Genomic DNA, 21,816 nt, shown 5'->3' on the forward strand with positions numbered 1-21,816 from the left:
TCACATCTGACTCTCAAGTAACGAGGCGTGTACGTAAGTGAGTTGATACGTCCTACATCAGCCCGGGATCCGGGACAGCTGTCCCGCGGCGGACCTGGCGACGGCCTTCGCGATCTTCTCCGCGTCGATCGCCATCTCGCGGAACATGCCGCTGATGGGGTTGGTGAAGCCGGTGAAGTACAGACCGGGGGCGTTCTTCGGGGTGGCGCCGCCGTGGACGACCGGCCGGCCCCGCCCGTCGAGCACATCGAGGTGACCGACGAGCCCCTCCAGGCCACGGGCGTACCCGGTGGCCGCGACGACCGCGTCCGGGGAGACCCGGCTGCCGTCGGCCAGGACGACCTTGCCGTCCTCGAACGCCTCCACGGCGGCCACGACCTCGACCCGGCCCTTGCGCACGGCGTCGATGAGGCCGACGTCCAGGACCGGGACCGCCCCCTCCTTGGCCCGGGAGTACAGCCCCGTGTCCGGTCGCGGCAGCCCCTGCGCCGACAGATCCGGCACGCTGAGCCGGGCCATCGGCCTGGCCAGCCGGTCGACGAGCCCCACGGGCAGGCGCCGGATCAGCACGGACGAGTACTGGGCGGCCCACCCGGCGGTCGACCGGCGCACGATGTGCGGAGCGGTACGGATGCTCAGCCGCACCCGCGACGCGCCCCCCTCGACCAGGTCCACGGCGATCTCGGCACCCGTGTTGCCCACCCCGACGACCAGCACGTCCCGCCCGGCGTAGGGCTTGGCGTTCCGGTACTCGCCGGCGTGCAGGAACTCACCGGCGTACGCGTCCCGCCCCGGCCAGTCGGGCACGCGTGGAGAGTGATTGAAGCCGGTGGCGACGACCACCGCACCCCCGGTCAGCTCACGCCCGCCGGAGGCGTGCAGCAGCCAGCCCGTGCCTTCGGCCGAGCGCTCCACGCGCGAGACCTCGACACCGGTGACGATCTCCAGCTCATGGTGCTCGGCGTACTTCTCCAGGTATCGCACCACGTCGTCCCGCGACACCCAGCGCCCGAACCGCCGAGGCATCGGCAGCCCCGGCAGGCCCGACAGCCGCCGGGTGGTGTGCAGATGGAGCCGGTCGTAGTGGCGCCGCCACGAGGCACCCACCCGGTCCGACTTCTCCAGGACGACGGCCCGTATGCCCCGGGCCCGCAGCGAGTGAGCGACCGCCAGGCCACCGGGGCCGCCGCCTATGACGTAGACGGGGCGGTCGGCGGGGTGTGCGGTGGGCTGGGCGAGGGATCTCGCGGGCTTGCTGGAGTCGCTGGAGTCGCTGGAGTCGCTGGAGTCGGTCATGAGCGCGAGCGTAACCACATCCCACGTTGATGGGTCTCGGTCAAGACCGGAATTGGTTGCGGATAGATCACGCCTGTAGGAGGAGTGGGGGGAACCGGTGACGTAGGCGAGCTGGTTGTGGGCGGGGCCGGTGCGGTTGTGGGTGCGCGGCCAATTTCCAACGGGGTCTCGGCTTTCCTTCCGATCTGACGTACCGTCAGATTCATGGATGCGATCTGGCTCAGTGGCGCGCAGTGGCTGGCGGTGCTGCGTATCGGACTCGGCCTGTGGTGGCTGGAGAGCTGGCGGCACAAGGACAAGAAGACCTGGTTCACGGGGAGCGGGATCGCCTGGGCGGCGGACATGGCCGAGAAGCACCGCTGGAACGCGGTGCGCTCCGGCTTCGAGGTCGTGGTCAAGCCGCGCCCGAAGGCGATGGCGTACGTCGTCGCGTACGCGGAGCTCGCCCTGGGACTGGGCCTGATCACGGGCTTCCTGACCCCGGTGGCCCTGGTCGGCGGCCTGCTCCTGAACCTCCTCTACTTCGTCCTCATGATCCACGACTGGGCGGAGCAGGGGCAGAACTCGATGATGGCGCTCATCTCGGTGGTGGGGTTGTTCGGGATGGCGTGGCAGACGTGGTCGGTGGATGCGGCGCTGGGGTGGTTCTGATGGGGGAGGCAGGGTGGTTCTGATGGAGGAGGTGGGATGGCTCTGATGGGATCGCCGAGCTTCGACGTGCCGGAGGTGGACGCCTTCACCAGGACGTACTGGGAGGCGGCGAAGGAGGGCCGGCTGCTGATACGCCGCTGCCGGGCCCCGGGCTGCGGACGCGCCCACCACTACCCCCGCGAGTTCTGCCCGTTCTGCTGGAGCGAGGACGTGACCTGGGAGGAGGCGAGCGGCCGGGCGACCCTCTACACCTGGTCGGTGGTCCACCGGAACGACCTTCCGCCGTTCGGGGACCGCACACCGTACGTCGCCGCCGTGGTCGACCTGGCGGAGGGGCCACGGATGATGACCGAGGTGCTGGGGTGCGAGGCGGGGGAACTGCGGGCGGGGGCTGAACTGGCCGTCGTGTTCCGGGAGGGGATCGCGGTGTTCCGGCCGGCGGGTGAGTGAGGTTCCGGCCCGCGGGTGACTGAGATGGGCCGGGGGATTCAGTGCCGAGGGGATTCAATGGGCCCATGGCTACCGCACATGAACGCATCCCCGATCGGCAGCGTCCCGAGCTCGATGGCCACGGTCTGCGTCTTCGCCGATGGGACGCGACCGCGGATCTCGACGCGGCGACTTGGCTGCGCGGCAGGTCCGATCCCGAGTTCCAGCGCTGGAACACGCCCCTGCTGGCGATCACCGACCTCGACGGAGCACGGGCGTCCCTGCACAAGCAGGCGGAGAACGAGGCGAACGGCAACTGCGCACACTTCTGCGTCACGGACGCGGACAGCGGTACGGCGCTGGGGCACATCGGCCTCAACATGATCGACCGCGTCATGCGTACCGCCCGTGTCGGCTACTGGGTCCTCCCGGAGGCGCGCGGCCGACGCGTGGCCACGCGGGCGCTCACCCTCGCCTCACGCTGGGCATTCACGGAACTGGGGCTGCACCGACTGGAGTTGGGGCACGCCGTAGGGCATGACGCGTCGTGCCGGATCGCGCGGAAGTGCGGGTTCCTGTACGAGGGGACACTGCGCGGGGCGATGTTCGAGGCGGGGCGGCTCGACGCGTTCAGGGATGTGCATCTGCACGCACGGATAGCCACGGATCCCGAGGCGCACGAGGATTAATAGCGGGCGTGGCGCACGTCGTGCCGGGATCATGAGGTATGGCCCCTGCATACGACTGGCAGCTCACCGAAGACCTGGACGCCTTCCTCTCCCGAGCGGGCGCCTTCCTGCATTCCCGGCCGGCTCTGCACACGGTGCAGCTGACGGTGACGGATGTGCTCCGGACGCGTGGACTGCATGTCTACGGCGAGGGGTCACCGCTGTTCGGCATGCTGACGGATGAGGACGGCACGATCCGGGCGACCCTGCTGCACACGCCTCCGCACCAGCTGAACTTCACCGCGCTCGCGGCCGAGGAGGCCGACGCCCTCGCGGCCAGGCTGCTCGACGCCGGCCACCCCGTCCCCGCGGTCGCCGCCGAGCGGGAGTCGGCAGAGGCGTTCGTGGCAGCCTGGCAGCGGCGGTCGGGCGCGTCCGGTGAACTGCGCATGCGCCAACGGCTCTACAGGCTGGGGGAGCTGGCGGTACCGGAGCCGGTGCCGGAGGGACGGGCGAGGTCCGTCGGCCCCGCCGACCGGGACCTGCTGCGGCGCTGGGTCGTGGAGTTCTCCGAGGCGGTCGGCGAACCCGGCTTCATCGCCCCCGACGAGTGGGCCGACGCGCGCATCGCCTACGGCGGCACCACCCTCTGGGAAACCCCCGACGGCACGCCCGTCTCCCTGGCCGGGGTCACCCGCCAGGTCGCGGGGCAGATCAGAATCGGCCCCGTCTACACCCCCGCACACCTCCGCGGACGCGGATACGCGGGCGCCGCGACAGCCGAGGCGAGCCGAGCCGCGCGGGCGGCCGGGGCAAAGGAGGTCCTCCTCTTCACCGACCTGGCAAACCCGACGAGCAACGCGCTGTACCGGCGGATCGGATACCGGGAGGTTGCCGATTTCGCGGCGTACAGGTTTGGGGGTGCAGGGGGTTGAGGGGGCGTGGCTCACGGCCACAGCAACTCCCTCGTCCAGCCATCCGTCCCGTGCCGGTACAGCAGGCGTACGTGTCTCCGGTCCGGGTCGCCCTGGAAGAACTCGACCTCCTTCGGGTGGAGCCGGTAGAGCGTCCACGTCGGGGACGGGGCCGTCGGGTTGTTGCGTGCCCGGTCCCACGCCGCCTCCGACGCCTCCCTCAGCTCCTCCATCGACCCCAGGACCTCGCTCTGGCGCCCCGTCAGGGCCGCTGCCAGCGCCCCCGTCGAACGGGCGTGCAGATCCGCCTGGCTCTCCTGCGACGGCGCCGACGTGACCGGGCCCCGGACCCGGACCTGGCGGCCCAGCACCGGCCAGTAGAAGGCCAGGGCCGCATACGGGTGGACCCTCAGCTGGCCGCCCTTACGGCTCGTCGCGTGCGTCGCGAAGGCCCAGCCGTCCTCATCGGCGCCGTGCAGCATCACGATCCGTACGTCCGGGTGGCCGTCCTCGTCCGTCGTCGCCAGCGACATGGTGTGCGGCTCGTACTGGCCCGCCGCCACCGCCTCCGCGAACCATCTCGTGAAGAGCGGGACGGGTGTCGGGGGCGCTGTGTCCGGGTCGAAAGGGGGTAGCTCCGTGACACCGGGCGCCCATACCCGCAGTGACCTCAGGAGTTCGTGGAGATCCGTTGCTGCCATGGGGTGAGTATTACTCCGGTGCCGCGCAGGACTGGACGAACTGCGCCGTCAGCACCCCGTGCAGCAGCTCCGCGTCCACGAACTCGCCCACCTCTGGCGGCCCGGCCCGCCAGCTCAACGGATACGTGTTGCCCTCCGGCGCCGGCACCCCGATGTACTCGTCCCGCCTCGACCTCGTGAACCTCCGTACTCCCGGCGGCCAGTCGTGCTCCTCGCTCTCCCCGGGCGCCAGGAGGAAGTACGTCCAGCGACAGCCGCTCAGCTCGCGGACCACCGGACCCGGGTGGCCGTCCGTCAGCGTCGACAAGTGGTGCAGTACCGCCTCGCCGCGGATCCCGCAGACACGGATCGCGTCGAAATGGATGCCTGCAAGGCGGAGTTGGAGGCCGGTTCGAGGGACCCAGTTCGGGTGCAGTTTGCCCGTCATGACTATGAGGGTCCCGGCGATTGCGTAGCGTCACCAGACGGACGCGGTCCACATTGCCGTTTGCGGGGAGGAAGGTGGTCGTCGTGGGGGCCAACGCTGAGGTTTCCGTGGCCCGGCGCGTGGTGGGGGATCTGCTGCGCATCCACCGGGTGCGGCTCGGCCTCACACAGAAGGAGGCGGCCGAGCGGCTGCATGTCTCCGAGTCATGCCTCGGGTCGTACGAGAGGGCCGAGCGTATTCCGCCCGCGCAGTTTCTGAGGGACGCGGATGCGCTGCTCGACGGGCGGGGTGCGTTCCTCGTCTGCATCGAGATGGTCGAGAAGGAGAAGTACCCGCCCAGCTTTCTGAGTTGGGTTCGGATGGAACGCAACGCGCTCGTCATCAGCGCGTACGAGACGATGCTCATCCCCGGCTTGCTCCAGACGGAGGCCTATGCGCTGGCCCTGTACGCGGGGCGGCGCCCGGCCTACACCGAGGCGGAGGTCGAGCGGCACGTAGCGGCCAGGCTGGAACGGCAGTCCGTGCTGAGGCGCGATCCGGCGCCGTACGTGGGGTATGTGATCGAGGAGTCCGTGCTGGAGCGGCCCCTGGGCGGGCCTACGGTGCTCAGGGAACAGCTGCTCGGCATGCTGGAATGCGCGCGGACGATGAAGCAGCTCACCATCCAGGTGATGCCGACCGACCGGCACGCGCACATGGGCCTCAACGGTCCGATGCAGCTCATGAGCACGTCCGAGGGACGCAATTTGGTGTTCGTGGAAGCGAACGGCGGCAGTAAGTTGATCCATGAGCCGGAGCAGGTGAGCCAGATGTTCGACCTCTTCGGCGTGCTGCGGGCTCATGCGCTCACCCCCGAGGAGTCCTCGGCCCTCATCGAGAGGAAGGCGGGACAACTGTGAACACGACCGAACTGGCCTGGTTCAAGTCGAGCTACAGCAACGCAGAGGGCGAGGCCTGCCTCGAAATAGCCACCACCCCCACCACCATCCACATCCGAGACTCCAAACACCTCCCCACCCCCGACGCCCCCACCCTCACCGTCACCCCCGCCACCTGGACCGCGTTCCTCAAGTGCACCTGATCCCCGACACCCCTTTCCCTGAACTCGGTTTCCCCTTCCAGGTCACCGAAAGTGCCGACGGTCACTGGCTTGCCGTCAGCTGTCACGCCAGCGGCTCGGGCGGTGGCCGCGTCGTCGTGTACCGGCTGAGTGACCTCGCCCTGTGGGAGCAGCTGGAGTTCGAGCACGGCGTGGAGTGCCTGGCCTTCCATCCGAGCCGGCCGGTCCTGGCCCTCGGGACGGAGGAGGGGGACGACGAGTACGAGCGCCAGGGGCAGCTGATCCTCTACGAGCCGGAGACCCGCGTTCGCGCGACCCTGGCCTTCGACGACGTCGGCGTCACCGCCCACCGTTGGACCGACGACGGGCGGAGCCTCGAACTCACGCTCTCCGTGCCGGACACGGAGGGCGAGCACGAAGGGTTCGATCACTACCTCGTCTGTGTCGTCGACGCCGAGACCCTGACCCCCGGCCCGCGCTCACCCGTCGAGGTCGACTGGAACGCTCCCGAGCGACTTCCCCGTATCCCCGACGCACGCGCCCATCTCGCCGAGCTGGCCGCCGGCCGAGGCCGCGCCTGGGCCCCGCGCGACGGAGTCACGGTCCTGGAGCCCCTGCGTGACGGACGCGTCCTCGCCGTCCTGCGCTCCCGCACCCTCCTGGAGTGCTGGTCCCGGGACGGGGAGCCGCTCTGGTCCGTGCCGGTGCCCGACGAGCACGGGCACGTCGGACGGCAGGTGTACGTGGCTCCGGACCAGGAGACCGCCTGGGTCCCCTACTTCGTGGGGGACAGCGCCGACCGCCGTACGCGGCTGCTGCGCTTCTCCCTCATGGACGGGACGCTGATCGGCAATCGTGAACTGGACTTCCCCGTCGACATCGTCGACAGGACGGACGGCGCCTGGATCGCCCGCGATTCCCGGGACTTGTTCCCCGGTCCGCAGTGGCCGCCGTACGACAGTGTGGTCTTCACGCCCTCGGGCAGACGGCTGGCCGAGGTCCCGCTGGGGGAGTGCGACAGCTCGTACGGCTTTCGTGTGCGCCGGTCGCCGTATCTCCTGCTGCTGCGGGGGCTCGGTGACAGCCCTCGCCGGGAGCTTCTCGACAAGTGGGTCTCGAAGGTCACGCCGGACGGTGTCGAGTCGCTCTTTCCGCTTGCCTGGGACGCCTCCGTCACCGGGTATCTGCGCAGTGGGCCCGCCGTGTACGTGGACGGCGACGCGGGGCTCCACGGCCCCGGCGTCCTCCACGCCTGCCACGGCTCCACGGGGCCGCATGTGCTGCTGCGGGCCCTGCCCGGCGGTGAGGTGCTGTGGGCGCACCGGGCCGATGCGGAGGTCGTGGGGCTCGATGTGCACGCGGGGCTGGTGCATGCCGTGACCCGGGCACGTGAGCTGCTGACCCTGCGCATCGACGACGGCAAGCAGATCCGCCACACCCCGACCGCCGTCGGCGGCCACGTCTTCACGCCCCTGTGCCTGGCGGTGTCGGGAAGCGGTCTCGTGATGATCGGCACCGCGGAGGGACGCATCCTCGTGCACGCTCCGTGAGCCGGACCGCTCTGTGAGCCGGGCCGTTCCGTGAGCCGTGCCCGCGGGCTCAGTCCCGGCCCAGCACCACCGTTCCCGATGAGCAGAACCAACCGCCGGTGCCCGACGCCACCCCCAGTTGCGGCAACTCGCCGCCCGACCTTCGCACTTGACGCTCCCCGGCCTCCCCCCGCAGCTGTCGTACCGCCTCCACCAGCAGGAACAGGCCCCGCATCCCGGGGTGCTGGGCCGACAACCCGCCCCCGTCCGTGTTCACCGGCAGCTCCCCTCCCCGCACCAGCAGCCGGCCCTTCTCCACGAACGCCCCGCCCTCTCCCTTTCCGCAGAAGCCCAGGTCCTCCAGGGTCACCAGGGTCATGTACGTGAAGGCGTCGTAGATCTCCGCGAAGTCGATCTCCCCGGGGGGCACCCCCGCCCGCTCGAAGGCGAGCCGGCCGCTCACCGCCGCCGGTGTCACCGTGAAGTCCGGCCACTCGGACATCGCGGCGTGGGAGACGTGCTCCCCGGTGCCGAGGACCCACACCGGCGGGGTCCGGCAGTCCCGTACGTATTCCTCCGCCGCCAGCAGCACCGCCGCGCCGCCGTCGGAGCGTATGCAGCAGTGCAGCTTGGTGAAGGGGTCGGCGATCAGCTCGCCGGCGAGGACGTCGTCGGTGGTGATCGGGTCGCGGTACATGGCGTCCGGGTTCAGGGCCGCGTTGGCCCTGGCCTGCACGGCCACCTCCGCGAGCTGCTCGATCGACGTGCCGTACTCGATCATGTGGCGGCGGGCCGCCATCGCGTACTTGGCGATCAGCGTGTGGCCGTAGGGGACCTCGAACTGGAGCGGTCCCCGGGCGCCGAAGGACAGGTTTCCCGTGCGTCGGCCTGCCCGGATGTCCGCGCGGGCCGTCGAGCCGTAGGCCAGCAGGACGGCGTTCGCATGGCCCGCCGCTATCGCGTCCGCCGCGTGCGCCGCCATGACCTCCCAGGTCGAGCCGCCCACGGAGGTGGAGTCGACCCAGGTGGGGCGCAGGCCCAGATACTCGGCCACCTCCACCGGTGCCAGGGTGCCCAGGCCCGCCGAGGCGAAGCCGTCCACATGGGCGCGGTCCAGGCCCGCGTCCGCCAGGGCCCGGCGGGCCGCCTGGGCGTTCAGGGCGTAGGGGGTGGTGTCGTCCACTCGGCCGCAGTCGGAGAGGGCTACGCCCACCACGGCCACGTTCCTGCTGCTCCCTGGTGACATAAATCTGACGGTACATCAGATTCGGTCCGGCGTGGCAGGTGTCGTCTCTCTGGGCATCCCGGCTTCCTCGCCCTAACATGACGGCCCGTCAGATCGGGCGGTCAGATCGGGCCGGAGGGAACAGCCATGGACACGCGCCTCACCGCCGAACAGGACGAGATCCGCCGCACCCTGCGCGAACTGCTCCACAAACGCTGCGGCCCGGAGGAACTGCGCACCGCCCTCGACACCGACGCCGGGCACGACCCCGTCCTGTGGACGGCCCTCGCCGACCAGCTCGGGCTGCCGGGGCTGGCCCTCCCCGAGGCGTACGGCGGGGTCGGCTGCTCGGCCACCGAACTCGCCCTCGCCTGCGAGGAGACGGGCCGCGTGCCGGCCCCGACCCCGCTGCTCGCCACCTCCGTGCTCGCCGCGCCGCTGATCCTCGCCCTCGGAACCGACGCCCAGCGCGCCGACCTGCTGCCCCGGCTCGCCTCGGGCGCGCTCACCGCCGCCCTCGCCGTGCCCGGCAACGCCCTCGCCTCCGTCCTCACCCTGACCGGTGACAACGACGGGGAGTGGGCCGGCGGCGGTCGTGCGGGGGGTGTGCAGGCGAGCCGGGCGAGGGACGGGTGGCGGTTGTACGGGGAGGTCGCGCAGGTGCTCGACGGGCACAGCGCCGGGCTGCTGGTCGTGGCCGCCCACACCGGGGGGTTCGCCCGGTCGCGGACCCTGCTCTTCCTGGTGGACGGGGACGCGGCGGGGGTGGTGCGGACCCGGCAGACCGCCCTCGACGCCACCCGGCCGCAGGGGCGCGTACAACTGCGCAACGTCGACGCCCGGTTGCTGGGGTCGGCCGACGCCGACGTGCTCGGCGCCCTCTCCGCCCTCGGTGACACGGCCGCCGCGGTGCTCGCCGCCGAGGCCGTCGGGGCAGCCGGCCGGGCCCTGGAGCGGACCGTCGAGTACGTGAAGCAGCGGGAGCAGTTCGGGCGGCTGATCGGGTCCTTCCAGGCCGTGAAGCACCGGCTGGCCGATGTGTATGTGCAGGTGCAGGCTGCCCGCTCGGCCGCCTACTACGCGGCCTGGGCCACGGCCGTCCGGGGCGGCGAGCGGGTGGGCGGGCTCGCTCTCGCGCAGGCCCTGGAGGCGCTGCGGACGGCCGCCGGTGAGGGGATCCAGCTGCACGGCGGGATCGGGTTCACCTGGGAGCACGAGGCCCATCTGTACTTCAAGCGGGCCGCGGGGGAGGAGCTGCTGTTCGGGCCGGTCCACCAGCTGCGCGCCCGCGCGGCCGACTCGGCGCGGCTCTTCGAGCGGGCGGAGGTGGCGGTCTGATGGCCGGTCTGGGTGTGCGCCTGGTGCAGAAGGTGTCCTCCACCCGGGGCTTCGCGAAGGTCGCCCCGCATGTCGTTCCCGCGCTCGACCGGGCCGTGCACCGGGTCACCCGGGGCAAGGTGCTGCTCAGCGCGCAGCTGCTGCCCGGTGTGGTGCTGACGTCCACCGGTGCCCGCAGCGGGCTGCCGCGCCGTACGCCGCTGGCCTGTATGCCCGAGGAGGGCGGGCGCGGCTGGATCCTCGTCGGGTCCAACTTCGGTCGGACCGACCATCCCGCCTGGACCCACAACCTGCTCGCGCATCCCGACGCCACGGTGAGCTGGAAGGGTGAGGACATCCCCGTCACGGCCCGGCTCCTCGAGGGGGACGAGCGGGCGGCGGTCTGGAAGGCGCTGCTGGTGTTCTGGCCGCCCTATGCGACGTACCAGGCGCGGGTGGTGCGGGAGATCCGGATCTTCAGGATCGTACGGAGGTAGCCCTCACAGCGTCGCCAGCCGCTCCACCAGCAGGAACGCGCCGATTCCGAGCATCGCCGCCCCCGAGGTGCGGGTCACCGCGCGGGCGGCCGTGGGGCGGGCGGAGAGCAGGGCGCGGGACAGGGTGCCGACGGTCAGGTACACGGCGGCGCAGCAGGCCATGTGGAGGAGACCCAGGGCGGCCGTCTGGACCGGTACGGGCAGGTGGGCGCTCCTGAGGGTGAGGAACTGGGGGAGGACGGAGAGGTAGAGCAGCAGGCCCTTGGGGTTGAGACCGCTGATCGTGGCGCCGCGCAGGAAGACGCGGGAGGTGCGGGTGTCCGCCGTTGCCGCTTCGGGTGCCGCCGGCCTGCGCAGTACGCCCCAGCCCAGCCGGACCAGGTACCCGGCGCCGGCCACCGTGAGCGCCGTGAGCAGCCGGGGTGAGCCCGCGACCAGGACGGCGAGGCCCGCCGCGGCCAGCGTCGTGTGCAGCGCGTACCCGGCGACCAGGCCGGACACCGCGCTCAGCACGGAGCGGCCACGCAGGCCTGCCGCGATCACATAGGCCCAGTCGGCGCCCGGCACGCAGACCAGCAGCAGGTCCACGGCCAGGAAAGAAATCAACGCTCCCGCATCCATGGTAGGGACATTAGGCGTGATTGGCCCGAAAGTGTTGCCGAAATTTGCTCATGATCGCGAGTTCTGGGCAAATATCTTCTTCATGGACGACGTGGACCAGAAAATCCTTGCCGAGCTTCAGCAGGACGGGCGGCTGACCGTGACCGAGTTGGCCGCGCGGGTGCGGCTGAGCGTCTCGCCGTGTCACCGGCGGCTGCGGGAGCTGGAGCGGTCCGGGGCCATTCAGGGGTACCGGGCGGTGGTGGACCCGGCCGCCCTCGGGCTGAACTTCGAGGCGCTGGTCTTCGTGTCCATGCGGCAGGAGGACCGGGACACGGTCGCCGAGTTCGAGCGGGCGGTGAGCGAGGTGGAGTACGTGCTCGACGCGCAGCGGCTGTTCGGTGAGCCGGACTATCTGCTGCGGGTGGCCACCGCCGACCTCGCCGCCTTCCAGCGGCTGTACGACGAGCGGCTGGCGACGCTGCCGGGCGTGCAGCGGCTGACGTCCACGCTGGTGATGAAGCACGTGGTGCGCGACCGGCCGCTGCCCGCTTAGCCGGACGGGGCCCAGCGGCGCGGGCGGCAGTTCACCTCTGTGAACTGCCGCCCGCCAGACAGGACGTGGGGCCGTGCAATGCGGTCCGCCGGTGTGCGGGGCTACTTCGCCGGCTTCTTGCCGGTCACGCCCAGGTGCACCAACAGCGCCAGGTTCGGCTTGAGTTCGGCCTGTTTGACGCCCCAGGTCTGGAAACCCTTCTGGTGCGCGGCCACCGCCGCGAGCATCGCGACCAGCGAGCCCGCGATCGCCGCCGGGTTCACGTCCTTGTCGATCCTGCCCTTGGACTGGAGTTCGGCAATGGAGTCCGAAAGGGAGTTGTTCACCGAATTCAGGATCTTCATGCGGATCTTGTAAAACCGCTTGTCCCCTTCGGCCGCGCCGAGGTCGACGACGCGCAGGATCGCGTCGTTCCTGCGCCAGAACTCCAGGAATCCGTCGACGAGTTCCTGGGCGGTCTGCCAGCCCGCCTTGCCGACCCAGGAACGCCCTTCGAGCAGCGCGGTCAACCCGGCGCCCTCGGCGGCCATTTGCTCGGCGATCTCCAGGACGGCGCCTTCGACGTCCGGGAAGTACTGGTAGAAGGTCGCGGGCGAAGTGCCCGCCTTCCGGGCGACATCGATGACCTTGACGTCCCGGTAAGGGGAGGAGCTGAGCATCTCGCTGAGGCAGTCGAGCAGCTTCTGCCGGGTCGCCTGCCCACGTCGGCCGGCCACGCGGCCGTCGACGGTACGCACTTGTCCTGTCATGCCGTCAGCTTACCGAGGGGTGATGGGAGCGCGATTCGGCCGACTGCAAATGGGGTGCATGGGGGTGTGGAGAGTGGTGTGCCTGGTCTGCGGGGTGCGCGCGGCGCCGCTACTTTGGCGGCATGGCCGAAAACAGGGCATCGGTGTACGGAGAGGGCGTCCCGTGCTGGGTGGACGCGCAGCTTCCCGACGTGGAGGCGGGAAAGCGGTTCTACGGTGAGCTCTTCGGGTGGACCTTCGAGGAGGACAGCACGGAGTACGACTCCGCCGTATGGGCCCGCAAGGACGGCTCGCCCGTCGCCGCGCTCGCGCACAAGACGGACGGCCGTATGCCCACCGTCTGGACGGTGTACTTCGCGACGCCGAACGTGCAGGCGCTGTGCCGGCGGATCCTCGCGGCCGGCGGCCAGGTGGTCACGGCGCCGACGCCGGTCGACGACCTGGGTACGGCCGCCCTCGCCGCCGACCCCGAGGGCGCCGTCTTCGGGCTGTGGCAGCCGGGCAGCCACAGCGGCTTCGGGGAGCGGCACTCCCCGGGCACCTTCGGCTGGGTCCAGCTGTACACGCGGGACACCGAGGCGGCCAACGACTTCTACGCCGACCTCTTCCACGACGCCCTGTTCGGCTCGGACACCGAGCCCGACTTCGGCCGCGCTCCCGTCTCCGACGTCTTCCCCGCCGAGATGCCGCCGCACTTCCTCGTCCACTTCGGGGTGGAGGACATGGAGGACTCGGTGGAGGCGGTGCGACGGCTCGGCGGGCGGGTGCAGGCTCCGCCATTCGAGACGTCGTACGGCACAGTGACGGTCGTCACCGACAATCAGGGGGCGTCGTTCGCGCTGTTGCGGCGCTGAAATGTCTCACTTACCACGAGACACCCCGATTTATCACAGGGTTCGCAACCTGCGCCCGGGCCAGGAAGAATCGGGGTGCGTGCCGCCACGGCGGTGCGGTGGTGAGACGCTGCACGGGGTCGCGTACATATGTGGGTGACGTGACCCGTACGGGGAGGTGGCAGGCAAGTGGTGGATCAGCTGACGCAGCACGACCCACGGCGGATCGGGCCGTTCGAGGTGCTGGGACGGCTGGGTGCCGGCGGTATGGGGCTCGTCTATCTCGCGCGCTCGGCATCCGGCCGGCGCGTGGCGATCAAGACGGTCCGGACCGAGCTCGCCGAGGACCAGCTGTTCCGCGTCCGCTTCACACGTGAGGTGGAGGCGGCCCGCGCGGTCTCCGGCTTCTACACGGCCGCGGTCGTCGACGCCGACCCGCGCGCCGCCGTGCCCTGGCTGGCCACCGCGTACGTGCCCGCGCCCTCCCTCGAAGAAATAGTGAACGACTGCGGGCCGCTCCCGGCCCAGGCGGTGCGCTGGCTGGCGGCGGGCGTGGCGGAGGCCCTGCAGTCCATCCACGGCGCCGGGCTGGTCCACCGGGACCTCAAGCCCTCCAATGTGCTCGTCGTCGAGGACGGTCCCCGCGTCATCGACTTCGGTATCGCGTCCGGCGTTTCGAACACCCGTTTGACGATGACGAACGTGGCCGTCGGCACACCCGCCTACATGTCTCCCGAGCAGGCGAAGGACTCCCGCAGCGTCACCGGCGCGAGCGATGTCTTCTTGCTCGGCTCGATGCTGGTGTTCGCCGCCACCGGACACCCGCCCTTCCACGGCGCCAACCCCGTCGAGACCGTCTTCATGCTGCTGCGAGAGGGCCCCGACCTGGAGGGGCTCCCGGACGAGCTGCGCCCGCTCATCGAGTCCCTGATGCAGATGGAGGCCACCGGCCGGCCCAACCCCGCCGACCTCCAGGCCCAGCTCGCCCCCCACCTCTTCGGCTCCGGCTCCGACGACAGCGGTACGGCGTCGGCGTGGCTGCCCGAGAAGGCGGTCGCCCTGATCGAGTCCCGCCGCGGCGGCCGCCCGGCGGCCAAGCCCGCGCCCGCCGGCCCGCGCAGCGGCGGCCGGGCCGCGGCACCCGCCCTGCCCGGCGGGCCCGGGGTGCCGCCCCCACCGCCGCACGACCCGGTGATCGCGGCCCCGCCCGTGCCGGTCGGCGCGCCCGCCGGCGGCCCCGACGCCGGTCCCGTCCGGCTGGCCGGCGCCCAGGTGCCCATCGGCCCCGGCCCGCGCGTCGCCGACGCCCGCGCCGCCGCCGTCAAGGCACCCCCGCCGGAGGCCGGCCTGGTCGCCAACTGGTCCCGCCCCCGCCCCGGCGTCAACGGCGCCGACCCCGCCGTACCGGCGTCCCCGGCCTCCCCCAAGTCCTCGGCTCCGCTCGGACAGGGGGGACCCCCATCCCCGGAGACGGCCTCCGGCTGGCGCCCCTGGCGCTTCCGCATGTCCAACGACGTCTGGGGCACCCCGTCCGTCGACGGCGACCTCGTCTACGTCACCTCCTTCGAGGTGCACGCCCTGGACGTGGCCACCGGCCGCCGCCGCTTCAAGACCCGCGACGTGGCCTGGTCGATGGCGGTCGCCGACGGCCGTATCCACGCCTCCGACGGCCCCACCCTGTTCGCCCTGGAGGCCCGCGAGGGCGCCGATCTGTGGCGGCTGTCCACCGAGGCCTGGGTGTACTCCCTGCACGCCGACCGGGGCACGGTCGTCACCGGCACCCGCGGCGGCGGCGTACAGGCCTGGGAGGCCTCCAACGGGCAGAAGCTCTGGGAGATCACCGGCTGCCAGACCGACTTCGAGTCCCCCGAGGCCGGACCCGCCGTCCACGACGGCACGGTCTACGTCTGGCAGGACGCCCGGCTGCGCGCCCTGGAGGCCCGCACCGGCGAGGAGCGCTGGTCGTACCCGATCGGCGACGCCGCGTCCTGCGGCGGGGTCCCGGTCCGGCTCACCCATGCGTCCGACGGCTACCTCTATGTCTCGGCCGGCTCCAGAGTCCTGGCCATCGAAGTGGCGAGCGGCATGGTGCGCTGGCACTTCGAGGCCCCCGCGGTCTTCCTCTGCGCGCCCACCTTCGTCCCCGGCCCCGCGGTCACCGGCGGCGGCATCTACCTCGCCGACTACCTCGGCACGGTCTACGCCCTCGACGCCACCGACGGCCGCGACCGCTGGCGCATCGCCACCGAGTCCCGCGCCTCCATCGAGCCGGTCCTGGTGGCCGCGGGCCATGTCCACGTCGGCAGCGGCAAGGGCCTGTACACGCTGGACGCGGTCACCGGCACGCCCAAGTGGCGCTTCCAGTCGGGCGGCGACATCGTGGGCGCCCCCGCGGTCGCCGAGGGCCGCATCCACTTCGGCTCCACCGACCACCTCCTCTACACCCTGAAGGCCGACGACGGCCGGCTGCGGTGGAAGCTGGCGACCGGCGGCGAGATCACCGGATCGCCCGTCGTGAAGGACGGGGTCGTGTACGCGTGCAGCAAGGACCGTTGTGTCTACGCCCTGGACGCGGAGAAGGGGACGGGCACCGCCCGCACGACGTAGTCCCCTGCTCGGTAGGGTGACGGCATGCGATCACGGGGGCGCACACTCAGGTTCACAGCGGTGTCGGCGTTGGTGGTTCTCGCGCTGACCGGCTTCACATCGGGACGCGGGCACGGACACGGGCACGGGCACGGGTACCACCATTCCGGGAGCGGCGGCGGAGGAGGCGGCTGCAGCAGCTCCAGCCAGGACCATGACGACACGTCGTCGTCCACGTCCGGCGGCGGGACGTACAAGGACGACGACGACTACGGCAGCTCGGGCGGCGGCTCCGGCTCCTACCGGGACTCGGATCCGTACGACGACCACGACAACTCGGACGACGACTACGGCAGCGGCAGCAGCACCAGTACCACCGCGCCGGCCCTGGACGACGCGACGGCGAAGCTGCTGAGCTGCGCGACGCCGAAGAAGCCGTACGCGACCGTCGAGGTCACCAACCCCAACGCCGACGAGGGCACGTTCGCCGTCACCATCACCTTCAGGGACGCCCGGGACGCCGAGATCATCTCCCGGGTGGAGGAGGTCGACGTGCCCGCGAACGACAAGGCGACCGCGCAGGTCGACATCCGCGGCTACGACGACCGTGCCGCCCGCGTCGACCACTGCGACCTGGAAGCGGCCGCACCGGCCGTCAGCTGACAGGCCCGCGCGTCACCGCGTCCGGAAACCGCCGGGCCGCCGGGCGGCGAACAGCTCCGCCTGCCGCTCGCCCGGCAGATTTCCCAGCGCGATCAGATGCGGCGCCTGCGCGAACCCACGTTCCCGGGCCGCCTCCTTGGCGGCCCACAGCGCCCGCACCGTGCCCTGCACGGCCTCGGCGGGATACCCGGCGATGACGGTCGCACACCGCACGGCGGCAGCCAACGCGCCGCCGGGCTCGGTGAGTTCGGAGACGAGCCCGATGGTATGCGCCCGTTCGGACCCGATCCGCTCGGCGTTGCCCATCAGCACCATCCGCGCGACTTCCCCGTACGGCATGCGCTGTGCCATCAGCACGGACTCGTACGCGCTGACCATGCCGTACGTCGTATGCGGATCGAAGAACGACGCACTGGTGTCGGCAACGACGAAGTCGGACTCCCCGAGCAGATAGAAGGCACCCCCGCAGGCCATCCCGCTCACGGCTGCGACGACGGGCTTCCACAGGTCGTTCGTCTTCGGCCCGATGGCGATCAGCGGATCGTCCTGCATGTACGGCGACGAGGGCTGCGGCACGACGGCGTCCCGGTCCAGCCCCGTACAGAAGGCCCGCTCCCCGGCACCGGTGAGCACGACGGCCCGCACGGCGTCGTCGAACCGCAACGCCCTCCACATGTCCCCGAGTTCGGCGGCCATGGCGAGGTCGATGGCATTGAGCCTCCGGGGCCGGTCGAGGGTGACGACGGCGACGCCGGTGTCCTTGTCGGTGGTGACCCGGAGGGCGCCGCTCATGGCCGCTCCAGGACCCACTGCGGAAGACCACTCCCGGGCTCGAAAACAACCTGCACCCGAGCCCCGACCCGAACCCGGCTCTCCGGCACGGAGTTGATGGACGCGCCCGCCCCACTGACGAGATTCCCGACGATCCGTATCCGGGGCAGCTCGTCGAGCTCGACGAGGATGACGTTGTAAGGCGCCAGCTCCGCGTAGCCAGCCAGCAGCGGCGGATGAGGACGGACGTACGACCAGATGCGCCCCCGCCCGCTCGTCGGCCGCCACTCGCAGGCGAAGGACCGGCAGTGCGGGCAGCAGGGCCGGGGTGGGAAGCGGGGCTCACCGCAGTCGGCGCACGCCTGGACGCGCAGCTCGCCCCGGGCGGCGTACTCCCAGAAGGGGGCGCCGTCGGCATCGGTGACGGGAGACAGCATGGGAGGTCAACTCCTCAGCAGGAGAGCGGACGTGGGAACTCCCTCGCCTGCCGTGACCAGGCAGGTGGAGGCGCCCGGGACCTGGGCGGTGCTGGTCCCGCGCAGTTGCTTCACACCTTCGTTGATGAGGTTGAAGCCATGGACGTACGCCTCGGAGAGCCCGCCTCCCCCCGTGTTGAGGGGCAGCCGCCCGCCGATCTCCAGGGCGCCCCCCTCGGTGAACGCCCCGCCCTCTCCCCGCCCGCAGAAGCCGTAGCCCTCCAGCGACAGCGGTATGAGCGGGGTGAACGCGTCGTATATCTGGGCGACGTCCACGTCCTCCGGGGTGAGGTCGGCGTGCTTCCACAGGTGGCGGGCGGCGGTCCAGGCGGGGCCGGTGAGGGGGTCGTCGTTCCAGTAGTTGACCATGCCGTGGTGCTGGGCGGGCAGCCCCTGGGCGGCGGAGTGGACGTACACGGGCGCCCGCCGGCAGTCCCGCGCCCGCTCGGCGGAGACGACCACGCACGCCAACGCCCCGTCCGTCTCCAGGCAGTTGTCGTAGAGACAGAGCGGCTCGCTGATCCAGCGGGCGGTCATGTACATCTCGCGGGTCAGGGGCCGCTCGTACATGATCGCGGCGGGGTTCTGGTTGGCGCGGTTGCGGCAGGCGAGGGCGACGTTGAAGAGATGGTCCCGGGTCGCGCCGTACTCGTGCATATAACGACGGGCGAGCATGGCGATCTCGTCGGCAGGCCTCAGAAGCCCGAAGGGCCGGGTCCACTGGGCGGGCGTGGGCAGTTGCACGGCGGTGTTGGTCCACGGCCGCGGCCCGCTCCCGCGCTTGCGCGAGCGCCAGGCGACGCCGACGGTGGCCTGACCGCTCGCGATGGCCGCCGCCAGATGCGCGACGGTGGCGCAGGAGCCCCCGCCCCCGTACCCGACCTTGCTGAAGAAGGTGAGCTCGCCCAGCCCGAGAGCCTTGGCGAGTTCGACCTCGTCCGTCTCCTCCATGGTGAAGGAGGCGAGCGCGTCGACCTCTCCGGGGTCGATCCCGGCGTCGTCGAGGGCGCCGAGGACAGCACGGCAGGCGAGGGTCCGCTCGTCCTCGGGAAGGCGCTTGGCGAAGGCCGTCTGCCCGATCCCGACGATGGCGGTGGCGTCCTTGATCCCAGCTGCTCCAGATCCTCTGGACCCTCTCGATCCCCCAGACCCTCCCGATCCTCCAGCCATGCTGCGCACACCTCCGGGGCGGTCACCGTCTGCTGACAGGGCGTCAGGCTACAGCTAATCTGACGGTCAGTCAGCTCTCGTGGGGAGGCCGGTTGTGCGCGGTGACGTGGAATGGGGCAGCATCCCTGGCCTGGTGCGGTCGGCTGCGGAGCAGCACGCGGACGCCGAGGCGGTGGTGGACGGCCGTACGAGGATCTCGTACGCGGAGTTGGGCGCGCGGGTGGAACGCGCGGCGGCGGCCTGCATCGCGAGCGGGCTGGAGGTGGGCGACCGGGTGGCCGTCTGGGCCCCCAACTCCCTCGACTGGATCGTCTCGGCACTCGGCGCGGTGTCGGCGGGCGCGGTCCTGGTCCCCCTCAACACCCGCTTCAAGGGCACGGAGGCGGCGGACGTACTGCGCCGCAGCGGAACCCGGCTCCTGTTCGTGACGGGAACGTTCCTGGGGACGTCGTACGTGGCGTCGCTGAGAGGGGCGGCGGGGGAGGAGGATGGAAATGGGGATGGGGCTGGGGATGGAGGTCTCGGTCCCCTGCCGGGGCTGCCGTCCCTGGAACAGGTGGTGGTCCTGTCGGACGACGCACCGGCCGACTTCCGGACGTGGAAGGACTTCTTGGCGGCGGGGGAGGGCGTGGGCGGGGCGGAGGTACGACGCCGGGCGGGCGAACTGGACGGCTCATCGCTCTCGGACATCATCTTCACGTCGGGTACGACGGGCCGCCCGAAGGGCGCGATGATCACGCATGCGCAGACGCTGCGGGCGTACGAGGTGTGGGCGGACCTGGCGGGTCTGATCCGGGGCGACCGCTACCTCATCGTGAACCCCTTCTTCCACACCTTCGGCTACAAGGCGGGCGTGATCGCGTGCCTGATGCGGGGCGCGACGATGATCCCGCAGCCGGTGTTCAACGTGGACACGGTGCTGGCGAACATCGCGGCGGAGCGGGTGTCGGTCCTGCCCGGCCCACCCACCCTGCACCAGTCCCTCCTGGACCACCCGGCCCGGGACGCCCACGACCTGTCGGCGCTGCGCCTGGTGGTGACGGGCGCGGCGGTGGTCCCGCTGCGCCTGGTGGAACGCCTGCGCGGCGAACTGGGCGTGGACACGGTCCTGACGGCGTACGGCTTGTCCGAGGCGAGCGGCATCGTGACCATGTGCCGCCGAGGAGACGACCCGACGGTGATCGCGTCGACGTCGGGCAGGGCGATACCGGGAACGGAGGTGAAGGTCGTGGAGGCCGAGGGCACGGCGGTGCCTCCCGGCACCCCCGGGGAGGTCCTGGTCCGGGGCTTCAACGTCATGCGGGGCTACTACGAGGACGAGACGGCGACGGCGAAGACGATGACGCCGGACGGCTGGCTGCGCACGGGTGACGTGGGCGTCCTGGACGAGGCGGGGAACCTGCGCATCACGGACCGCATCAAGGACATGTTCATAGTCGGCGGCTTCAACGCGTACCCGGCGGAGATAGAGCAACTCCTTGGCTTGCACCCGGATGTGGCGGACGTGGCGGTGATCGGCGTCCCGGACCCCCGGCTGGGCGAGGTCGGCAAGGCGTTCGTGGTGCGCAGGGCGGGCGCCGTGCTCACCGCGGACGACCTGATCGCCTGGTCCCGCCGCGAGATGGCCAACTACAAGGTCCCGAGGATGGTGGAGTTCGTGAGCGAGCTGCCTCGGAACGCCGGGGGGAAGGTGGTGAAGGGGGAGTTGCGGGGGCGGTGAGGGGGCGAGGGGGCGGTAAGGGGGCTGGAAGGCGAGGGGGCTGGGGGCGAGGGGGCAAGCTGTCCGGCCGTTGCCCCGATGAGTGGCCGTGGGGCCGCCCGCTTCTTTGTCAGTGTCGTGCTTCCACGCCCCGAGTAAAGGGCGCTCCGCTGTCGCTCCGCGTCGCCTTCGGCGATGCCCCTGCGGGGCACCCTTGACTAGGGGCGTTCCAGCACGGGTTGGAAGCGAGCGGGCGGCCGGGGGGAAGTGGCCGGCTTGGGTGCGTCGGGCCCTTGGGTGGGCTGCGTTTGCGTCCGGGGTGACGGGGGCGCGGTCGCGCCTCGCCAGCACGCCGGGTTGGTTTAGCGGCGAGTGGCCGGTGGGGGGCGGGGTGCGCATCGGCTGGGTGGTGGCACGCCGGGGAGGCTTAGCGACTCGCGGCCGGTGGGGAGCGGGGAGCGGGGAGCGGGGCGCATCAGCCGGGTGGCGGCACACCGGGTTGGCTCAGGGGCTTGCGGCTGGTGATGGGACGGGCGCTCGGCGATGACGGTGCTGAGGAAATCCCTCTGGTCACATCAGCCCCACTGCTCACGCGGAGTGAGCCAGTTGGTGGATCTGGGCCAGTGGTGAGGGAGGGGAAGCCGGGTGGGCCTGGTGAGGAGCCGCCCAGAACGCCCAAGAGGGCCATCCCGCCCTCCCAAGCCCACCCCCGGCCCGCCAATCCCACACCCTGAGCCGCCACCACCCCACCCACTGGCCGCAAGCCGCTAAGCCCACCCGGCGTGCCGCCACCCGGCTCCCGCGCTCCACCGCCCACTGGCCGCAAGCCGCTAAGCCCACCCGGCGTGCCGCCACCCGGCTCCCGCGCTCCACCGCCCACTGGCCGCAAGCCGCTAAGCCCACTCGGCGTGCCGCCACCCGGCTCCCGCGCTCCACCGCCCACTGGCCGCAAGCCGCTAAGCCCACCCGGCGTGCCGCCACCCGGCTCCCGCGCTCCAC

23 protein-coding genes are annotated in these 21,816 nt (G+C 71.4%); 14 read left to right on the forward strand and 9 right to left on the reverse strand.

Annotated features, from left to right (window positions below; all coding sequences use genetic code 11):
* Nucleotides 1–57 precede the first annotated feature (57 nt).
* Nucleotides 58–1,296, reverse strand: a complete 1,239-nt coding sequence (locus ACZ4EG_RS34510; RefSeq protein WP_467793404.1) for a flavin-containing monooxygenase — start codon at nt 1,294–1,296, stop codon at nt 58–60.
* Nucleotides 1,297–1,500: 204 nt separating this feature from the next.
* Here ACZ4EG_RS34510 and ACZ4EG_RS34515 point away from each other — a divergent pair, with 204 nt between their 5' ends.
* From ACZ4EG_RS34515 to ACZ4EG_RS34530, 4 genes are all read left to right on the forward strand, one after another.
* Nucleotides 1,501–1,947, forward strand: coding sequence for a DoxX family protein (locus ACZ4EG_RS34515; RefSeq protein WP_453551493.1), 447 nt, complete (start codon nt 1,501–1,503; stop codon nt 1,945–1,947).
* A gap of 45 nt (nt 1,948–1,992) precedes the next feature.
* On the forward strand, nt 1,993–2,397 hold the full coding sequence (locus ACZ4EG_RS34520) for a Zn-ribbon domain-containing OB-fold protein (protein WP_453551624.1): 405 nt from the start codon (nt 1,993–1,995) through the stop codon (nt 2,395–2,397).
* A 65-nt stretch (nt 2,398–2,462) separates the two neighbouring features.
* On the forward strand, nt 2,463–3,065 hold the full coding sequence (locus ACZ4EG_RS34525; protein ID WP_467793405.1) for a GNAT family N-acetyltransferase: 603 nt from the start codon (nt 2,463–2,465) through the stop codon (nt 3,063–3,065).
* A 38-nt stretch (nt 3,066–3,103) separates the two neighbouring features.
* Nucleotides 3,104–3,979, forward strand: coding sequence for a GNAT family N-acetyltransferase (locus ACZ4EG_RS34530; RefSeq protein ID WP_467793406.1), 876 nt, complete (start codon nt 3,104–3,106; stop codon nt 3,977–3,979).
* Nucleotides 3,980–3,990: 11 nt separating this feature from the next.
* Here ACZ4EG_RS34530 and ACZ4EG_RS34535 read toward each other — a convergent pair whose 3' ends face one another.
* Both ACZ4EG_RS34535 and ACZ4EG_RS34540 read right to left on the reverse strand, forming a co-directional pair.
* Nucleotides 3,991–4,659 (reverse strand): pyridoxine/pyridoxamine 5'-phosphate oxidase, encoded by a 669-nt coding sequence (locus tag ACZ4EG_RS34535; RefSeq protein WP_467793407.1) that lies wholly within the window; start codon nt 4,657–4,659, stop codon nt 3,991–3,993.
* A 10-nt stretch (nt 4,660–4,669) separates the two neighbouring features.
* Nucleotides 4,670–5,086 (reverse strand): hypothetical protein, encoded by a 417-nt coding sequence (locus tag ACZ4EG_RS34540; protein WP_467793408.1) that lies wholly within the window; start codon nt 5,084–5,086, stop codon nt 4,670–4,672.
* A gap of 83 nt (nt 5,087–5,169) precedes the next feature.
* Here ACZ4EG_RS34540 and ACZ4EG_RS34545 point away from each other — a divergent pair, with 83 nt between their 5' ends.
* The 3 genes from ACZ4EG_RS34545 to ACZ4EG_RS34555 are packed head-to-tail and all read left to right on the forward strand — an operon-like array spanning nt 5,170 to nt 7,696.
* Complete coding sequence (locus ACZ4EG_RS34545) at nt 5,170–5,985, forward strand: helix-turn-helix domain-containing protein (protein WP_467793409.1); 816 nt, start codon at nt 5,170–5,172, stop codon at nt 5,983–5,985.
* Nucleotides 5,982–6,167 (forward strand): DUF397 domain-containing protein, encoded by a 186-nt coding sequence (locus tag ACZ4EG_RS34550; RefSeq protein WP_467793410.1) that lies wholly within the window; start codon nt 5,982–5,984, stop codon nt 6,165–6,167. The genes ACZ4EG_RS34545 and ACZ4EG_RS34550 overlap by 4 nt, the downstream gene beginning before the upstream one ends.
* Nucleotides 6,158–7,696, forward strand: a complete 1,539-nt coding sequence (locus tag ACZ4EG_RS34555) for a WD40 repeat domain-containing protein (RefSeq protein ID WP_453551474.1) — start codon at nt 6,158–6,160, stop codon at nt 7,694–7,696. The genes ACZ4EG_RS34550 and ACZ4EG_RS34555 overlap by 10 nt, the downstream gene beginning before the upstream one ends.
* A 49-nt stretch (nt 7,697–7,745) precedes the next feature.
* Here ACZ4EG_RS34555 and ACZ4EG_RS34560 read toward each other — a convergent pair whose 3' ends face one another.
* Nucleotides 7,746–8,921: a thiolase C-terminal domain-containing protein gene (locus tag ACZ4EG_RS34560; RefSeq protein ID WP_467793411.1), complete on the reverse strand. Its 1,176-nt coding sequence runs from the start codon at nt 8,919–8,921 to the stop codon at nt 7,746–7,748.
* A 126-nt stretch (nt 8,922–9,047) separates the two neighbouring features.
* Here ACZ4EG_RS34560 and ACZ4EG_RS34565 point away from each other — a divergent pair, with 126 nt between their 5' ends.
* Both ACZ4EG_RS34565 and ACZ4EG_RS34570 read left to right on the forward strand, forming a co-directional pair.
* Nucleotides 9,048–10,238 (forward strand): acyl-CoA dehydrogenase family protein, encoded by a 1,191-nt coding sequence (locus ACZ4EG_RS34565; protein WP_467793412.1) that lies wholly within the window; start codon nt 9,048–9,050, stop codon nt 10,236–10,238.
* A complete protein-coding gene (locus ACZ4EG_RS34570; protein ID WP_467793413.1) occupies nt 10,238–10,714 on the forward strand; it encodes a nitroreductase family deazaflavin-dependent oxidoreductase in 477 nt (158 codons plus the stop codon). Before ACZ4EG_RS34565 ends, ACZ4EG_RS34570 begins: the two co-directional genes overlap by 1 nt.
* A 3-nt stretch (nt 10,715–10,717) precedes the next feature.
* Here ACZ4EG_RS34570 and ACZ4EG_RS34575 read toward each other — a convergent pair whose 3' ends face one another.
* Nucleotides 10,718–11,335, reverse strand: a complete 618-nt coding sequence (locus tag ACZ4EG_RS34575; RefSeq protein ID WP_467793414.1) for a LysE family translocator — start codon at nt 11,333–11,335, stop codon at nt 10,718–10,720.
* Between the two features lie 82 nt (nt 11,336–11,417).
* Between ACZ4EG_RS34575 and ACZ4EG_RS34580 the strand changes: the two genes are divergently transcribed.
* Nucleotides 11,418–11,870, forward strand: coding sequence for an Lrp/AsnC family transcriptional regulator (locus ACZ4EG_RS34580; protein ID WP_263209944.1), 453 nt, complete (start codon nt 11,418–11,420; stop codon nt 11,868–11,870).
* Between the two features lie 101 nt (nt 11,871–11,971).
* On the opposite strand, the gene ACZ4EG_RS34585 is transcribed toward ACZ4EG_RS34580, so the two are convergent.
* The gene (locus ACZ4EG_RS34585; protein WP_390709997.1) at nt 11,972–12,607 is read right to left on the reverse strand and encodes a TetR family transcriptional regulator; all 636 of its coding nucleotides are present in this window, start codon (nt 12,605–12,607) and stop codon (nt 11,972–11,974) included.
* Between the two features lie 134 nt (nt 12,608–12,741).
* On the opposite strand from ACZ4EG_RS34585, the gene kbpA reads away from it, so the two are divergent.
* The 3 genes from kbpA to ACZ4EG_RS34600 all read left to right on the forward strand — a co-directional run bounded on the left by kbpA (nt 12,742) and on the right by ACZ4EG_RS34600 (nt 16,701).
* Entirely contained in the window at nt 12,742–13,473 is a 732-nt protein-coding gene (kbpA, locus tag ACZ4EG_RS34590) for an AfsK-binding protein KbpA (RefSeq protein ID WP_453551460.1), read from the forward strand.
* A gap of 168 nt (nt 13,474–13,641) precedes the next feature.
* A complete protein-coding gene (gene afsK, locus ACZ4EG_RS34595) occupies nt 13,642–16,059 on the forward strand; it encodes a protein serine/threonine kinase AfsK (RefSeq protein WP_467793415.1) in 2,418 nt (805 codons plus the stop codon).
* Nucleotides 16,060–16,083: 24 nt separating this feature from the next.
* The gene (locus ACZ4EG_RS34600) at nt 16,084–16,701 is read left to right on the forward strand and encodes a hypothetical protein (RefSeq protein ID WP_467793416.1); all 618 of its coding nucleotides are present in this window, start codon (nt 16,084–16,086) and stop codon (nt 16,699–16,701) included.
* Between the two features lie 12 nt (nt 16,702–16,713).
* Here ACZ4EG_RS34600 and ACZ4EG_RS34605 read toward each other — a convergent pair whose 3' ends face one another.
* From ACZ4EG_RS34605 to ACZ4EG_RS34615, 3 genes are read right to left on the reverse strand one after another with little or no spacing between them, the layout of a single operon-like run.
* Nucleotides 16,714–17,493 (reverse strand): enoyl-CoA hydratase/isomerase family protein, encoded by a 780-nt coding sequence (locus tag ACZ4EG_RS34605; protein WP_467793417.1) that lies wholly within the window; start codon nt 17,491–17,493, stop codon nt 16,714–16,716.
* Complete coding sequence (locus tag ACZ4EG_RS34610) at nt 17,490–17,909, reverse strand: Zn-ribbon domain-containing OB-fold protein (RefSeq protein WP_467793418.1); 420 nt, start codon at nt 17,907–17,909, stop codon at nt 17,490–17,492. The genes ACZ4EG_RS34605 and ACZ4EG_RS34610 overlap by 4 nt, the downstream gene beginning before the upstream one ends.
* 6 nt (nt 17,910–17,915) lie before the next feature.
* The gene (locus tag ACZ4EG_RS34615) at nt 17,916–19,118 is read right to left on the reverse strand and encodes a lipid-transfer protein (protein ID WP_453551447.1); all 1,203 of its coding nucleotides are present in this window, start codon (nt 19,116–19,118) and stop codon (nt 17,916–17,918) included.
* A gap of 94 nt (nt 19,119–19,212) precedes the next feature.
* On the opposite strand from ACZ4EG_RS34615, the gene ACZ4EG_RS34620 reads away from it, so the two are divergent.
* Entirely contained in the window at nt 19,213–20,838 is a 1,626-nt protein-coding gene (locus tag ACZ4EG_RS34620; RefSeq protein ID WP_467793419.1) for a FadD3 family acyl-CoA ligase, read from the forward strand.
* Nucleotides 20,839–21,816 lie beyond the last annotated feature (978 nt).

The sequence above is a fragment of the Streptomyces sp. NPDC025638 genome, assembly GCF_055558775.1.